Annotated in this window: 17 protein-coding genes and 1 pseudogene; all 18 read right to left on the bottom strand. The window is 51.6% G+C overall.

Going from position 1 to position 15428, the window contains the following annotated elements:
- Positions 1-32: 32 nt before the first annotated feature.
- The 18 genes and pseudogenes from WEB64_RS02910 to WEB64_RS02825 all read right to left on the bottom strand — a co-directional run bounded on the left by WEB64_RS02910 (position 33) and on the right by WEB64_RS02825 (position 15370).
- Positions 33-1439, bottom strand: coding sequence for a mannose-1-phosphate guanylyltransferase/mannose-6-phosphate isomerase (locus WEB64_RS02910; protein WP_368061874.1), 1407 nt, complete (start codon positions 1437-1439; stop codon positions 33-35).
- Positions 1440-1470: 31 nt separating this feature from the next.
- Complete coding sequence (locus WEB64_RS02905) at positions 1471-1839, bottom strand: histone-like nucleoid-structuring protein, MvaT/MvaU family (RefSeq protein ID WP_368061875.1); 369 nt, start codon at positions 1837-1839, stop codon at positions 1471-1473.
- Positions 1840-2123: 284 nt separating this feature from the next.
- On the bottom strand, positions 2124-3386 hold the full coding sequence (gene tviB / locus WEB64_RS02900; protein WP_368061876.1) for a Vi polysaccharide biosynthesis UDP-N-acetylglucosamine C-6 dehydrogenase TviB: 1263 nt from the start codon (positions 3384-3386) through the stop codon (positions 2124-2126).
- 159 nt (positions 3387-3545) lie between these two features.
- Entirely contained in the window at positions 3546-4940 is a 1395-nt protein-coding gene (locus WEB64_RS02895; protein ID WP_368061877.1) for an MBL fold metallo-hydrolase RNA specificity domain-containing protein, read from the bottom strand.
- 138 nt (positions 4941-5078) lie between these two features.
- Positions 5079-5984, bottom strand: a complete 906-nt coding sequence (locus tag WEB64_RS02890) for a hypothetical protein (RefSeq protein ID WP_368061878.1) — start codon at positions 5982-5984, stop codon at positions 5079-5081.
- Between the two features lie 177 nt (positions 5985-6161).
- Positions 6162-8111, bottom strand: coding sequence for a polysaccharide biosynthesis protein (locus WEB64_RS02885; protein WP_368061879.1), 1950 nt, complete (start codon positions 8109-8111; stop codon positions 6162-6164).
- 275 nt (positions 8112-8386) lie between these two features.
- Positions 8387-8776 (bottom strand): type II toxin-antitoxin system PemK/MazF family toxin, encoded by a 390-nt coding sequence (locus WEB64_RS02880; protein ID WP_368061880.1) that lies wholly within the window; start codon positions 8774-8776, stop codon positions 8387-8389.
- Between the two features lie 52 nt (positions 8777-8828).
- Positions 8829-8972 carry a hypothetical protein gene (locus WEB64_RS02875; protein ID WP_368061881.1) on the bottom strand — a complete coding sequence of 48 codons (144 nt, stop codon included), beginning with the start codon at positions 8970-8972 and terminating at the stop codon, positions 8829-8831.
- Positions 8973-9022: 50 nt separating this feature from the next.
- Positions 9023-9361 (bottom strand): annotated as a pseudogene (locus WEB64_RS02870) (GxxExxY protein); the annotation flags it as partial.
- Positions 9362-9591: 230 nt separating this feature from the next.
- Positions 9592-9888 (bottom strand): type II toxin-antitoxin system RelE/ParE family toxin, encoded by a 297-nt coding sequence (locus WEB64_RS02865; RefSeq protein ID WP_368061882.1) that lies wholly within the window; start codon positions 9886-9888, stop codon positions 9592-9594.
- On the bottom strand, positions 9860-10126 hold the full coding sequence (locus WEB64_RS02860; RefSeq protein ID WP_368061883.1) for a type II toxin-antitoxin system ParD family antitoxin: 267 nt from the start codon (positions 10124-10126) through the stop codon (positions 9860-9862). Before WEB64_RS02860 ends, WEB64_RS02865 begins: the two co-directional genes overlap by 29 nt.
- Positions 10127-10333: 207 nt before the next feature.
- The gene (locus tag WEB64_RS02855) at positions 10334-11509 is read right to left on the bottom strand and encodes a DegT/DnrJ/EryC1/StrS family aminotransferase (protein WP_368061884.1); all 1176 of its coding nucleotides are present in this window, start codon (positions 11507-11509) and stop codon (positions 10334-10336) included.
- A complete protein-coding gene (locus WEB64_RS02850) occupies positions 11509-12006 on the bottom strand; it encodes a hypothetical protein (RefSeq protein ID WP_368061885.1) in 498 nt (165 codons plus the stop codon). Before WEB64_RS02850 ends, WEB64_RS02855 begins: the two co-directional genes overlap by 1 nt.
- Entirely contained in the window at positions 11996-12559 is a 564-nt protein-coding gene (locus WEB64_RS02845; RefSeq protein WP_368061886.1) for a type II toxin-antitoxin system MqsA family antitoxin, read from the bottom strand. Before WEB64_RS02845 ends, WEB64_RS02850 begins: the two co-directional genes overlap by 11 nt.
- 11 nt (positions 12560-12570) lie before the next feature.
- A complete protein-coding gene (locus tag WEB64_RS02840; protein WP_368061887.1) occupies positions 12571-12888 on the bottom strand; it encodes a type II toxin-antitoxin system MqsR family toxin in 318 nt (105 codons plus the stop codon).
- Between the two features lie 147 nt (positions 12889-13035).
- The gene (locus WEB64_RS02835; RefSeq protein WP_368061888.1) at positions 13036-13656 is read right to left on the bottom strand and encodes an acetyltransferase; all 621 of its coding nucleotides are present in this window, start codon (positions 13654-13656) and stop codon (positions 13036-13038) included.
- A complete protein-coding gene (locus WEB64_RS02830) occupies positions 13656-14252 on the bottom strand; it encodes a sugar transferase (protein WP_368061889.1) in 597 nt (198 codons plus the stop codon). Before WEB64_RS02830 ends, WEB64_RS02835 begins: the two co-directional genes overlap by 1 nt.
- The gene (locus WEB64_RS02825) at positions 14249-15370 is read right to left on the bottom strand and encodes a glycosyltransferase family 4 protein (protein ID WP_368061890.1); all 1122 of its coding nucleotides are present in this window, start codon (positions 15368-15370) and stop codon (positions 14249-14251) included. Before WEB64_RS02825 ends, WEB64_RS02830 begins: the two co-directional genes overlap by 4 nt.
- Between the last annotated feature and the right edge of the window lie 58 nt (positions 15371-15428).

Raw genomic sequence — 15428 nt, 5'->3', positions numbered from 1 at the left:
TGGTCATTCTATATCAGTCATTCAGACCGAACTCACACCCGGTTGTAAGTATCCTGAAAGCGAACAATATCGTCCTCACCCAGATAGCTACCGGTTTGCACTTCGATCAGCTCCAGCGGTATCACCCCCGGGTTCACCAGGCGATGAGTCACCCCCAATGGAATATAGGTGGACTGATCTTCGGTGAGCAGCATCTCATCCTCGCCGCGCGTCACCTTCGCCGTACCCTTTACCACCACCCAATGCTCGGCCCGGTGGTGGTGCTTTTGCAGTGACAAGGTTCCGCCCGGGTTCACCACAATGCGTTTCACCTGAAAGCGATCGCTCATGGCAATGCCCTCATAGGTGCCCCAGGGCCGGTGAACCTTCTTGTGAAATCGGTGTTCCTGTCGGCCCTGCGCTTTTACCTGAGCTACCAGTTTCTTGACTTCCTGTACCCGCGAGCGATCCGCCACCAGCACCACGTCGTCGGTCTCGACAATGATATGGTCACTCACCCCAAGGGCAGCAATCAAACGGCCTTCAGAATGGATGTAGGAACCATGAACGTCTTCGGTGATCACATCTCCCCGGCAAACGTTACCATGCTCATCCTGGGGCTGTATTTCCCAAAGTGCGGACCATGAGCCTACATCACTCCAACCAGCATCAAGGGGTACGACGACTGCATCATGGGTTTTTTCCATCACGGCGTAGTCGATCGAATCATCCGGGCAGGCTTCGAAAGCTTCACGTCCTACTCGTACGAAATCAAGATCGGCCTTCTTTTCGCTGAACGCTTTGCGACAGGCAGCCAGCATCTCCGGTTGATGTTTTTCCAGCTCCTGCAGGTAACGATCCGCCCGGAAAAGGAACATGCCGCTATTCCAGAAGTAATCGCCCTCATCCAGATAACGCTGGGCGGTGGCTTCATCCGGCTTTTCAACAAAGGCTGCCACATCGGAATATCCGCCGTGACTGGTGCCGCCACGAATATAGCCGTAACCGGTATGGGGAGAGGCAGGAACAACACCGAAGGTTACCAGCTTGCCCGCTGTGGCCGCTTTAGCACCTACAGCAACCGCTTCGCCAAAAGCCTCAAGATTGCGTAGCACGTGATCGGAAGGCATAACCAATAATAGTTCTTCCGGGTTGCTCTCTGCCGCCGCCAGGGCAGCCAGAGCGATGGCCGGGGCCGTGTTACGCCCCACCGGCTCAAGAATAATACCCGCGGTGCGGCCAGATGCCTGGCTCTGCAAGTGAGCGGCCACCACAAAACGATGCTCCTCGTTAGTGATAGCCATCACCTGCGCATTGTCACCTAACGCCAGGCCGCGGCTGATAGTCTCCGCCAGTAGCGTCTCATCAGAAACCACCGGCAGGAACTGCTTGGGATAGGCTTCACGGGAAAGTGGCCATAAACGGGTACCGGAACCACCGGATAGGATCACTGCGAGCATTGAGATCGTCCTTGCATAAACATTTCGAGGCTTAGTCTTGCTGCCAGCTTTGAACTTTATCTTTGCCGTGCTTTTCACGCCATTCATTTAATGTTTTGTGATTGCCGCCACGGGTTTTAACAATTTCACCGGTGTTCGGGTTTTTATAGGTTTTCAGCGGGCGCTTGGGCCGGGTACCTGCGGTGCTGTCGGCTTTGGCACCACTGATTGAGGGATCGATGGCACCCAGAACCTGCAATACATCCTTGGGAGACTTGTCATACTCTTTCATTAATTTACGAATCTTTTCTTCAAACTCAAGTTCGCGCTTCAGCGAATTATCCTGCTCGAGTTGGTGCAGTTCTTCCGTGAGCTTTTCCATAAGCTGTTTTTTCTGATAGTAATCGTTAATCTTCGCCATGAATATTACCTTTGAGCCATTAAAGTATCGAGGAAATGAAAGCGAGAATAAGGCACCCCACCCGAGATAAATAAAAACGGGGACGGGTCAATTATCTGGCTGAAATCAATAATAGAACAACGGTTTTTTTATCGCAATTTTTATTAGCAAAACTAAATAACGGAAATCCAAAAAATAAAAAAGACAGGCGCATTGGCTACCTGTCCTCACATCGGCATAAATAAGATTTACCGCGAATTCTTCTGATTTATTTCCCAACTGCCCTATAACCGGGCATTGCTAATCTACAATCGCAAATCAGCCCCACCCCTCGGCAATACGCCTTTCAAGTCGAAAAGTACGCCATTGGGCTTAAGAAAATCCCGGAATTCAACCGGGGTCATTTCAGCGTATTCCCGATGCGGTACCGCAATAATGACAGCTTCATATTCGCCACTCTCTGGCTTATCTACTAACGTCAAGCCGTATTCATGCTGTGCTTCGGCATTATCCGCCCAGCAGTCTGTCACCGACACATCACAACCAAATTCTTCCAGCTCGCGGATAACATCAACGACCCGGGTATTCCTCAAGTCGGGGCAGTTTTCCTTGAACGTAAGCCCCATTATAAGAACGCGGGCATCGGCGATCTTCTGCCCCGATTTAATCATGGCTTTTATCAACTCAGAGGCCGCATAAGCACCCATGTTGTCATTCACACGCCGGCCAGCCAGAATCATTTCCGGATGGTAACCTACCGCCTGGGCTTTATGAGTCAGGTAGTAGGGGTCAACACCGATACAGTGCCCACCAACCAAACCCGGCTTGAACGGAAGAAAGTTCCATTTAGTGGCTGCCGCGGCAAGCACTTCGTGAGTATCAATGCCCAAGCGAGCAAAAATCATCGATAATTCATTCATCAAGGCAATGTTCACATCACGCTGGGTGTTTTCAATTACTTTGGCCGCTTCAGCCACTTTAATCGAGCTGGCTTTATGGGTTCCCGCAGTGATAATGCCCGCATATAAAGCATCTACTTCCTCTGCAATAGCGGGGGTGGAGCCAGAGGTCACCTTTTTAATAGAGGTAACACGGTGTTCTTTGTCACCCGGATTAATACGCTCCGGGCTATAACCAGCATAGAAATCCTGATTGAACTTCAGCCCTGATACCTTCTCAAGAATGGGAACGCAGACTTCTTCTGTGGCACCCGGGTAAACCGTGGATTCATAAATAACGATATCTCCGGCTTTGAGCACTTTTCCAAGTGTCTCACTGGCCTTAACCAACGGCGTCAGATCCGGAGTTTTAAACTCATCAATCGGTGTCGGGACCGTCACAATATAAATCTGGCACCCACGAATATCTTCAAGATCGTCTGAAAAAGACAAACCGGTCGACAAGGCCATTTCTTCTGCCGACACCTCACGGGTAAAATCAAAACCCTGCCTAAGTTCTTTAATACGCTTTGCATTTATATCAAAACCCACCACGGGGCGCTTCTCACCAAACGCTGCGGCCAGAGGCAGCCCAACATACCCCAGGCCAATTACGGCGATATTCTTCATTAAACTCGTTCCCTTTCGATGAATAGCAGCCATAAATAGCGGCTCTTGAATGCTCAACTATCACTGGCTGACATAAGTCTGTGCGGATTATCACGCAATCAGGGGGTCAAATGCATGTCTATTTGTTCATCTGCAACTCTGAATACAGGGAGCCGCTGATCAGGGTATCAACACGCGGGCGGATACTGTTTGATTAAAGCATTCTTTTAAAGTTTGTTTCGCATTCGCATCACCATGGACTATGCGAATTTCCGCCGGAACCCCGGCCATACCCGTCACAAATCGAACAAGGTCCGATTGCCCCGCATGAGCCGAGTAGCCACCGACCTGGTGAACACGTGCGCGGATATCATAACGCCGATTATCCAGCGTAACCCAGCCCCCGCGCGGACCATAGCGAAGAATATCCCGCCCTGGCGTACCGGCCGCCTGATAGCCCACAAACAGAACGTCATTGCGGGGTTCAGCCAGCATGGCCTTCAGATAATTAACCACCCGGCCGCCAGCACACATGCCGGACCCCGCCAAAACCACACAAGGACGATGAGTTCTGGCCAAATAATCTACCGCATTCAAGTGGTCCTTGTGGTCATCAATAACCGTCAGCTGATCAAAGGACAATGGATGCCGACCTTGCTGAACACGCTCCAGTGCTTCGGCATCCCAAAAATGCTTTAGTCGGTCATAAATTCCCGTGAAATTCGCAGCCAGGGGCGAGTCCACCACAATTTCAAGCCTACTCCAGTCCAGCGGCTCTGCCTCACCGAATTCGTGAATCAGGCCTTCGATCTCGTAGAGCAACTCTTGGGTGCGACCAATACTGAAAGCAGGAATCAGCACGGTACCACCATCGTCCAAAGCATGTTCCAGGATTGCTTTCAGGCGCAGGCGGCGGGTTTCACGGTTCTCGTGGTCTTTATCGCCATAGGTGCTCTCAATCACCAAACGATCACAACGCTCGGGAGGCTTTGGCTCGGGCAGCAGCGGTGCATGGGGCGCGCCCAGATCGCCGCTGAACACGATACGCTCAAGAGCTTCGCCCGAACGCGCCTCGCACTCCACATAGGCTGATCCCAGAATATGCCCCGCCCGTTGCAAACGTACCGACAGCGAAACCTCGCCCTTATCGGCATCTGAATGACTGAACACCGAATGCCACTGATCATACGGCACCGGCACCAAGCGGGAGCGGATCAACCCCAGAACCCGTTCGATTAACGCCCGGTCCCGGGTAAATCCGATCTTCAGAGCATCCTCCAGAATCTCTGGCAACATCACCGCAGATGGTTCTGAGCAGATAATCGGACCTTCGAAGCCTGCCGCGAGCAAATACGGAATACGCCCGACATGATCGATATGGACGTGGGTAACGACCAGAGCGCAGATATGGGAAATGGGAAAATCAACAGAAAGGCTATTAGCCCCCGCACCGTTACTTTCTTCTTCGCCCTGAAACAGACCGCAGTCAATCAGAATGCCAGACTCGCCGACCAGCAATTCATGGCAGGAACCGGTAACGCCAGAAGTGGCGCCGTGATGTTTGATGTCAATCATATGCAACTCTCCATGTTGTTTGATGCCAGCGTCCCGCTGGCAGAATGCCTATGTGAAACCGCTAAATGAAAATCACATCACCCAAATTACTTGCCCAGGCAGGGCATTTTTCGCGACTGAAGTCGCTCTACCGGGGCGTCAATACCGACTCAGTAACGTCTCCAACGTATCCGAGCTCAATATAGTTTCCAGCCACATCTCCAGTTCCGGAAGAGTAGCAGAATGAATTTGCTCTTCGGCCCAGCCGGGAAGCTCGCCGTATTTCAGACTAATCAGCTTTTTCAGAGCGGCAGCTTCACCCTGTTGCATTCCCTGCTGCATACCTTCCGCTCGTAACCGCTCACTCAACGTGGCCATGGTGTTGCTCTCCTGCGGATATTGCGCTTTATATTGTTCCATTTCATTATCATCCAGGGCTGAGTAGATGTCGATGAAGTCAATATACTTCAATTGTTTCTCGGGGTCTGGCTCCAGCATGCTCAGACCACGCACGGCGCGGGCGTATACTTCCAGCTTCTGATCCGCTTTCCACTGCATCAGGTTCAGACATAGCCGGGCGATCAGATTGCTGCTGTTCCAGTAGTCTTCGGCATTCAACTCCTGTAGGGCACAACGAATGTACTGGAATCTCAGGTACTCATGGCTGTCACCCCCCAGCTTCAACTGAACAGGCTCGCTGCCCCAAGTGTTCAGAAAAATCACCACCGGCACCACTCGATTGGTCTCACAGAGTTCCGATAAATCCAGGCAATAATGTGCCAAGCGGTGTATCGAAAAGCGTTGGGGATCGGTTTCTTCCTCAAACACAAACAATAGCGCTTCGCGCTGACCGCCTGGCCACTCCACCATCAGTGGAACATCCAGCTCACGAAAGCGCTCACCAAGCCGCTCTTTTAACTGCTCCTGCCGCAATGGAACAACACGCGCTTGCCAGCGGATGCGCCCGGCCTCTTCAGGGCTGAATAGCTCAATGGCTTGGAGTGGATAATCGATGATAAGGTTTTTGAAATTTTGATCGTGGCTGACTTTTCGGGATCCATCCATACTGTTCGTCCATGCACTGTACATTTAAACAGTAAATTAGCGGACTTCACTGAAAGAATCAATCAATATGGCAGAAGCGGGAGGTTACTTTTCGCGACTGGAGTCGCTCCTTGTATATTGAGGTAGAGAGGTAGGGAAAGGTCGGAAGAGCCCGGCGACCTTTTATCGATTATATATTCAGGAATTTAACCTGCGAACCACGCCTTCCCCATTGCCTTCCACCACCAGTGGCCTGGTCTCCACTGTACCATTGCACCACACCAGATCGGCCATATCACTGGTGGGGGCATAGCCCGTCGGGGCATTGCGCAGCAGGTCCACGACCTGGCGGCAATCAAAATTGTGGCTGGCCAGGGTAAGGCGCTCAAGCAAAATCTCCACTTCATTCCATGGCATGGAAGCCTCCCGGGCCATCATGATGCGGGGATGAGCGGTGCCCTGGGGGTTATCTCCGATCAGCAATTCTTCAAACAGTTTCTCCCCCGGACGCAGGCCCGAGAACATGATTTCAATATCGCCATCCGGCATGGCTTCGGTTTTCTCTGCCAAACCCATCAGATGGATCATCTTGCGAGCCAGATCCGCAATCTTCACCGGCTCTCCCATGTTCAGGACAAACACATCCCCTCCAACCCCCATACTGCCCGCCTGCAGCACAAGTTGGCTCGCTTCCGGAATGGTCATGAAGTACCGGATGATATCCGGGTGGGTCACCGTCACCGGCCCGCCATCACGGATTTGATCCCGAAACAGTGGCACCACAGAACCAGACGAGCCGAGCACATTACCAAAACGCACCATCGAGAACCGGGTCTTGGATTGGCGCTGGGCAAGGCCTTGCAGCACCAATTCAGCCAGGCGCTTGCTCGCACCCATCACATTGGTGGGTCGCACGGCCTTATCCGTGGAAATCAGTACAAAGCGCTCGACACCAGTCGCAATAGCAGCCTCCGCCATATGCCAGGTACCAAATACGTTATTCTGGACGCCTTCAATAACATTAAGCTCAACCAGCGGAACATGCTTATAGGCCGCAGCGTGGTAAATGGTCTGGACGCCAAAAGTGCGGATGACCGCTTCACAACGGCGGCGATGGGTCACGCTGCCTAATAGAGGGTGCAATTTGACCCCTAACCCTTCCAGATTGTTAACCGAAATCAGCTCCCGCTCAATGGCATACAGGGAGTACTCGGATTGCTCAAACAACACCAACGCTTTCGGGCGATGGCGGATAATCTGACGACAGAGTTCTGAACCAATCGAGCCTCCTGCGCCAGACACCATCACAACCTTGCCATACAAACTGGCCGCCACCATGGCGTTGTCCGGTCGCACCGGGTCACGCCCCAGAAGATCTTCCAGTTCCAAATCACGGATATCGTTAATGCGGGCCTGGCCGGCTATCAATTCCGACATGGATGGAACCGTCTGCACAGGAATCGACAGCGGCTCAAGCTGTTTCAGCAGTTCCCGACGATTAACCGTGGTGTCCGGCTCCAACGCCAGCAATAACCTGCGCACGCGGAACTTGGTTATGTTCTTTTCTATATGCTCGATACTGAAAACCGGTACACCGTTGATCAAAGATTTGTGGTTACCCTTGTCAAACGTCAGGAAAATCACCGGGTCATACTCCATACCCTGACTCAGTGCCAGCGCAAGCTGACGCCCGGTTTCTCCGGCACCAATAATAGCAACGGCCTCTTTCGCCCGACGCCGGGGCCGGTTAACCAGCATCCGTATGCCCAGGCGAGTGCCCCCCACAAAAATAAACGCCAGCGCGCCATAAATAACGGGAACAGACCGAGGCACGAAAACCTGAAGCAAGTAGCCAAGTACAATCAATATCGCGCTGGAGGCAACCACACCATAAATAATGGTAAGAAAGGCTTTATCACTGAGATAGCGAATAACCGCCCGGTAGAGGCCGAGCCGCATAAAAATAACCAACGTAAAAACTACCGTGAGAACCGACACCACTATTTGCCCATAATCGGGCACCCAGAATTGTTGGTCCAGACGAAGAGCAAACGACGCCCACAAAGCGAACAGTAGGAAAAAGCTGTCCGAAGCCAGGGAAATGAGGCGTTTGTGAATTCTTGGGAGACTGAAGAATTTTTGTAACATGGTACCTTGCCACACGGAATTAAAGATAAAGGCCGGGTACGTCAATAACCCATACGTTTTACTGATCGTAGATTAGACGGCGGGAAATGGCACATTAGGTTTGGTTAAGGTTTGTAGCTAAATAAGAAAACATTGGTGATAAGCACTCAAATTCCCCAGTACTTCAGTGGAGGGCGGAGGCCGGTTTGAGACCTTTTCCCCGTAGCCATTCAGTCGGGCTTGCCATGGTTTTATCCTCCTGCGGATACTGCGACTTGTACTGTTCCATTTTTTTATCATCGAGGGCTGAGTAACTGCGGATGAAGGCAATGTACTTGCAAACGATTCAACAGCACTCGAAGTATCGACAAAAATCCGAATGCAACTTCTGAAAGCGTGCTGGAGCCAGCACACCGTATTTTTTTAATAATTACATGCTTTGAGATGACAAACGTCTTTCTGACCATAATTTTTGAAGGTTTAGGAAGCGCTCCCTCAACCAGATCAGCAGGCTCCAGAAGGAACTCGTCAGCGTGCAACATCGTAACCTTGCTACTCACTGGAATGCCGACAAAATCATCAAATGGAAGGTTATCCCGAAAAAAGACAACTGGCCTTCGCTTACTGGCACCAAGATCTGAAAAATAAAATTCGCATAGCACGAGCTCTCCCTGCTCTACTTCCATACCTCATCCTCTGCCGGATCATTCCATTCGTCTACATTCCCTGCCGCGTGATTTACAGTGCTCGAAGCTCCGAATCTGAGTTTTCATTCTCTAACAAAACTACAATTCGTGCATGGGCATTTTTCAACTGGGCGTATTGCTCTGGTATTTTGATCACACCGTCGCGGATATCAGCTTCAAATTCGACAGCGTACATACATTCCTCCACCGGCAAGACTTTAAGCCCATCATAACAGTGAAAGTCCCTCAAAATACGACCCGCTTCACCACTGCCTTGGGAAACGAAAAATTCACCAACAACCCAAGCTCCTTCCCGGTAGCCTTCAGGTAGTTGATCAGTTGCGGCTCTGCCGACAGCGGCATCTGTTGCTGGGCTTTGAGTTCGATGATCACTGAGTTCTCCACCAAGAGATCCAGCCGGTGTTCGGCAATGGGCTCGCCTTTGTAGTGAATAACAACCGGAACTTCACACGCCACCGCCAACCCGGCCTGCTGCAATTCCCGAGTCAGCGCCTTCTGATAAACAGACTCCAGAAAGCCAGCCCCCAGGTGCCGGTACACCTCGTACACGCAGCCCCGAATTTTGTAGGTGAGCTCTTAGTCCTTGAGCATGGATCATTCCTTTTTAATGATTAATTTTTGCCTCGGAATCCACGGAAGAACACGGAAAAGTTAAAAGAGACGTTTTATACAAAAATCTTTTCGTTTTTCGTTCCGTGTTCTTCCGTGGATTCCGTGGCCAATCAAGTCGTTATCTTTGCTCTTTCTCGTGGATGCCGTGGCCAACAATGCCTTGAGTCGTTAGAGGCGATGATTTATTCAAACGCTGCCCCCACATCCTGACTACGCAGAATACGAACAATAACCACACTGTTATCATCCACTCGGTAATAAATAGAGTGGCTCTTATAAACGCTAAGCCTGTAACCCGGCTTGACGTGATCTATGGCAGGATACAAATCAGGCTGAGTAGCAATTTGCTCAAAGCGCGCCTCGATGCCATCGGCATAAGCATCAGCTTTAAGCCCACCAAAATTTAGCAGCCCAAACACATAAATAGATTCGAAATCATCATCGGCCCTCTCACTGAGCCTGTAACTTGCCTTCGCCATGTAGCCTCTCCCTGGCTGCCTGTCGAATCTCTTGCGGGGTACGGTTACTGAAGCCGCTTTGCTCGCCTTCTAAAAGAGCTGCACGCACTTGCTCCAGCCCGGCGCTACGTTCCTGATCCCGGCGGATCAAATCGCGAAAATACTCGCTATCGTTCGTAAAATCACCACGAGCAATGCGAGACTTCACCCAATTGCCCTGAGTGTCTGTCAAGGTGATTGTCTTACGTATCGTTGTCATCTGGCCCCCTCCACATCAAAGCTCATATTACTGGTGCAGAATAGCATACTATGAAAAGCTAAAACGGAAGGATTTCTGACTATAAAGCGTTTTCTTCTTTATCTTTTTCCGTGTTCTTCCGTGGATTCCGTGGCCAATAATATCTTTAATCTTTACCAGGCACCCGGTCCCCAGACACTTCCCCCCGATTAACCACTTTGTCCCTGTTCAAGCCGTTGCCTCCTCCATAACCCGTGACACCACCTCAACGGTTAACGACATTTCGTCGGCCGTCAGTGTGGGGTGAACCAGGAACATCAAGCTGGTTTCTCCCAGCTCTTTGGCCACTGGTAGCCGTTTCACCGGTGCCATTCCCGCATTCTGAATGGCCTTCTCGAAGTACACTTCTGAGCAGGAACCTGAAAAACAGGGCACACCGGCATTAACCACCGCTTGAATCACCCTGTCCCGGCTCCAACCGGGTTTGAGCGCCTCCGGCTTTATAAAAACATAGCACTTGTAGCCACTGTGGCCGATAAATTCCAGCACATCCGGAACCCTCAATCCTTTGCACTCCCGCACTGCCTGCCATATGGCGTCGCAGTTAGCCCGGCGGCGCTCAGTCCAATCCGGCATACGCCGCAACTGAATCCGGCCAATCGCAGCCTGCATCTCCGTCATCCGCCAATTGGTACCAAAGCTCTCATGCAGCCAGCGAAATCCTGGTGCATGCTCCCGCTCATATACCGCTTCCCAGCTTTTACCATGGTCCTTATAGGCCCACATGCGCGACCAGAGTTCACGGTCATTGGTGGTCACCATGCCACCTTCACCACCGGTGGTCATAATCTTATCCTGGCAGAATGACCACGCCGCCACATGCCCCAAAGAACCAACTGGTTTGCCTTTATAAGTTGCCCCATGGGCCTGGGCGCAATCCTCAATTACCGACAACTCATGGCGGCAGGCAAGTTCATTCAGGCCATCCATATCGCACGGCCAACCGGCCAGGTGAACAGCAATAATTGCCTTGGTGTTCTTAGTGATCAGTGGCGCAACCGTCTCAGCCGTAATCCCCTGGGAATCCACATCCACATCCGCAAACACCGGCCAGGCACCCGCATTAACAATACACGTTACCGAGGCCAGGAAGGTTCGGGAAGTGACAATCACTTCATCACCGGGACCTATGCCCAGGCCTTTCAGGGCGAGGTCCAGCGCGACGGTGCCGTTGGCGACAGCCACCGCGTAGTTGGTGCCCGCAAACTCGGCGAATTCACGTTCGAACTCACGGCATTCCTGACCGGTCCAGTAATTGACTTTATTGGAAAGGAGTACGCGGGAAACAGCTTCAGCCTCTTCTTGGGTGAATGAGGGCCAGGGAGAGAACGGTCCGTGAAGCATTAGTCAGCCTTTTTCGGTTTCATAAGGGAAATAGAGGGCCGAGGTAACTTGGCTTCAGCAGCCACCCTCAGAGCATGTTCACGCCAGAACGGCCAAACATTGTGAATAGCGTTAAAACTCAAAAACTCGTTCAACTCGTCGTCTGACAGGTCTTCTTTATAGCGGTATAGCGCACAGAACGTCGCCTCAATTTCGGCGAGCACTTCCGAATCCGCACTGTCGCTGCCTCCCTCGACGCGCACTTTACTTTCTGGGCTCTCTGGCCTGGCAACAAACCGGACGCCAGCAGTCACAAGCGCACGAAGAAGAAACACCTCATCCTCACCGCCATCCCCCGCCAGAATATCCGCTGAAACGGAAAGCTTACTTTGCTGCTGGATGTCCGCAGAAGCGGCGCCCTGGTCGAAATTCTTATCCCTCTCAACCGAGCCGTTATTCAGATAAATATCGACTAAATCGACGTGTTCAATCACCTTGTCGACCAGCTTACGATCCATAGCCTGGCTCCTGATCAGGCGAGCTCACCGGAAAGGATCTGAGTTCTTTGTTCGCCGGCCGGTAAAAATCATCATTCACGGCGGCGGCATCAGCCTGCCATTCATGCAAAGAGACGACGGTAGCGCGAGCATTAATCATGCGCTTTTCTGCGCCGGCATAACCGTGCAACTCATCCAATAAATCAGGATGGGCACGACAAACCCGAATCAACCGGTCCATCGCAACGCTCTGCGCTACTTCACCACGCTCATATTTTGAGAACGCATTCCTGCCGCCGCCAAATAGCTGCGCAGCCCTCTCCTGATTAAGTCCCAGCGCCTGGCGCGTAGTCTTGACCTCTTCCGGTGAAAGCAAACCCTCTGCATTACGCTTGGCAGCCACCACCGCACGGTCATTAACACGGATCTGATCGGTGGTAAGAAATTCATCATCACAAACGTCACATACAGAGAACGCAACAGAAAAGTCAATCTTGCGACCCTTATAGCGCAGGCTTTCCCTGGAAGAGTATTCTCGGACACTAGCAGAACCACACGCTTTGCAACTGTTCATAATCTATTCCTCTAAAACCGCCTGAGATGAAACGACCCAAGGCTAATCATCAAAACATCACCTACCAACGAGAACTTCACATACAACTCATCCAGTTCACCATCGCCGTCCGGCCGTGGGTACCTGGTGAGGTAGGCATCGTCGATGGACCCATCCTCTCGAAAATGGGTCTTCTGGAATTCCTCAACCGTTAAGGCAGAAAGACAAGAGACAACGTCTGTCAACTGGTAACCCAGGTTGGCCGCATCCAAAAATACTCGTCGCCCTCTATAACGAATCCTTTCAGCCTTTGCGGCGCTTCGCACTTCATCCAGATTGTAGTACGGCATCAAAAATAACCATTATGGTTAGAAAAAGTATAGCTCAATGCGGGTTAGCGAGAAAGTATCTCTTTCTCAGTGAATGAGGGTCAGGGAGAAAAAGGTCCGTTCAGCATAAGTTACTTAGCCATAGTTTTAATTTAAAAGCTGGAATATTCAGCGGGTAGAAACTCGCGCCGGATTTCCCACCACAGTCACACCAGCTTCGACGTCTTTAGTCACAACAGCGCCCATGCCCACGACAGACGCCCGGCCAACCGAAAGCAACTGCCTGACTGATGCACAGGCGCCAATCCAGGCTTGTTGCCCAAGTGTTACGCCACCCGCCAAAACCGCATTCGGGCTAATGTGGGCGAAGTCACCAACCACACAATCGTGTTCGACCACTGCGCCGGTATTAACGATCACACCGGCGCCGACCACGGCACAAGGATTAACCACTGAATTGGCAAAAACGACGGAACCCGCACCAATAGAAGAACGAGGACTAATAATTGCAGCAGGATGGATGATGGAAACAAGGTTCGCGCCAGCTCTCGCCAGCTCGGATTGTTTGTCTGCCCGAATTCGGTTGTTGCCAATACCAATAACTACGCCATCAAAATCGGCCAATCTTGAAAGCAACGCCCGGGTATCGCCCTTTACCGCCCAGGGCCCATTTTCTTCAAGTTCCGGCCATGCATCATCGAAAAACGTGACACTCTGCCAACCCGCTTGTTCCGCCGCATCAGCAATCACTTTGCCATGACCACTGGCACCAAGAATCGCTAAATGCATCAATCTTTATTCCCGGTAAATTTCGACATAGTGGGTTCACCCTCGCCACTGATGCCATCACGAACCAGTACCTTCTTGACCGTAAGGAACAGAATCTTCAAATCGAGCCAGAACGAGCGATTATCCACGTACCATACATCGAGCTTAAACTTATCTTCCCAGGAAATCGCGTTGCGGCCGTTTACCTGGGCCCAACCGGTTACGCCAGGCGGTACCTCGTGCCGACGGAACTGTTCTGCTGAATACAGAGGCAGGTACTCCATCAATAGAGGCCTTGGGCCCACCAGGCTCATATCGCCTTTCAGCACGTTCCAGAGTTCAGGCAACTCGTCCAGGCTACTGGAGCGCAGAAACTGGCCAAACGGAGTCATCCGTTCTGAATCCGGCAGTGGATTGCCCTGGGCGTCCACCGCATCCAGCATGGTGCGAAATTTGATCATCTGGAAAGACTTGCCATTTTTACCGGGGCGGGTCTGGCGAAAGAAAACGGGGGGGCCGAGTTTGCGACGGATGAAAAGGGCAACAGTAACTATGAACGGCAGTAGCGCCATCAACGCAGCCGTTGAGGTCAGAATATCAAAAATACGCTTAATCACTGGATCCCCATTTCTGCCAACATTAGTTCATTTACCTTATGAACATCGTACTTTGCTTCAGCTATGAGGCGAGAACGAAAGCCCATTCGTTCTGCTAATTCTGGCTCTTCAATAAAACGAATCATAGCATTCGCCAATTCCTCAACCGCTTTCACGGGAACGAGAATGCCGTTATCCCCGTCTCGAACCGTTTCGCGGCAGCCAGGCGCATCAGTGGTGATGATCGGACGACCTGTGGCCATGGCCTCAAGCACCGTGCGCGGGGTGCCTTCCCGGTAAGATGGCAACAGATAAACACTACAGTTGGCGATGGCTGGGCGCACATCCGCCAACTTACCCAGAAATTCCAAGGTACCTGATTTGACCCATTCATCTAGCTCCCGCTGTCCTATGGCGTCAGGATTTTTGTCTATCCAGCCTACCAATTTAAAACTAGCCTTGGGATGAAGCTTTTTCACCTGTTTAGCGGCCTGGGCGTACTCGCGCACGCCCTTATTGCCTAAAAGACGCGCGATCAGAAGAAATGACGGTTCTAAAGGCATAGGCTTTACTGAGTAGTCCGCCACATCAACTCCAGAGCCGTTCACTACACAGGAAGGAATGGTCGACGGCAACAGGCCTAATTCCTGAAACAAAGCCTCGTCATCTGGATTCTGAAAAAAAACCTTTTGAGTTTTCGAGAGCGCCAATCGATACAAACGCTGGATCAATTCTCGCAGCACGCCCCTATTGCCGGAGGCCTCTCCGGTAAAAGCATAGCCAAGGCCGGTAATCAGAGCAAAGCGGTTAGGGACGCCAGCCAGCCAGGCGGCCAACGAACCATAAATCACCGGTTTGATTGTATATCCCAACACATACTCCGGGCGAATGCGGCGCATCAACCGCCACAATTCCGCCATGGTCCCCAAATCCGCTACCGGATTAGTACCGGTGCGCTTTAGCCTAATTTTGTGAAGGGTAACGCCCAGGAAAGCCAGCTCCCTATAGATATCTTCCGCCCTATCCATATCCGGCGCGGCTACATGCACATCAAACCCCTTCGCCAACAAAGCCTGCAGCAACGGCCCACGAAATTTAATAAGCGAATCAGGAAAGCTGGCGATCAATAAAAATGTCATCAGAACCGCAAATCCTTATCGGTCAGTCAACAGAATCCCTCGGCGCTAAGGTAACTAC

The organism is Marinobacter sp. (assembly GCF_040882185.1).
Taxonomy (GTDB): Bacteria; Pseudomonadota; Gammaproteobacteria; order Pseudomonadales; family Oleiphilaceae; genus Marinobacter.
The sequence above is the reverse complement of the archived record's forward strand: the minus strand, read 5'-3'. Positions and strand labels throughout refer to the sequence as shown.